This is a genomic window from Paenibacillus doosanensis (genome assembly GCF_025060755.1).
Lineage (GTDB): Bacteria > Bacillota > Bacilli > Paenibacillales > NBRC-103111 > Paenibacillus_S > Paenibacillus_S doosanensis.
The window spans coordinates 1-632 of record NZ_JANYUY010000132.1; the positions used below are offsets into that span (position 1 = coordinate 1).

Annotated in this window: 1 rRNA gene; it reads left to right on the plus strand. The window is 53.0% G+C overall.

Annotated elements, in window-relative coordinates:
• Positions 1-632 (plus strand): 23S ribosomal RNA (locus N0M98_RS33735); the annotation flags it as partial.

Sequence of the window (632 nt, forward strand, 5' to 3'; positions counted from 1 at the left end):
GAGTTGCGCAGACAACCAGGATGTTGGCTTAGAAGCAGCCACCATTGAAAGAGTGCGTAATAGCTCACTGGTCGAGTGACTCTGCGCCGAAAATGTAACGGGGCTAAACACACCACCGAAGCTATGGATTGTAGATTTTATCTACTCTGGTAGGGGAGCGTTGTGTATAGGTTGAAGGTGTACCGTAAGGAGCGCTGGACAGTACACAAGTGAGAATGCCGGTATGAGTAACGAAAAGATCAGTGAGAATCTGATCCGCCGAAAGCCTAAGGGTTCCTGAGGAAGGCTCGTCCGCTCAGGGTAAGTCGGGACCTAAGGCGAGGCCGAAAGGCGTAGTCGAAGGACAACAGGTTGAAATTCCTGTACCACCGTGAACCGTTATGAGCGATGGGGTGACGCAGAAGGATAGTGACGCGGGCTGATGGATGCCCGTCCAAGCAGAGAGGCTGATGTGTAGGCAAATCCGCACATCATAAGGCTGGTCTGTGATGGGGAGCGAAAATTGCAGTAGCGAAGGTCATGAGTTCAGGCTGCCAAGAAAAGCCTCTAGCCAGGGAGAAGGTGCCCGTACCGCAAACCGACACAGGTAGGCGAGCAGAGCATGCTAAGGCGCGCGGAAGAACTCTCGTTAA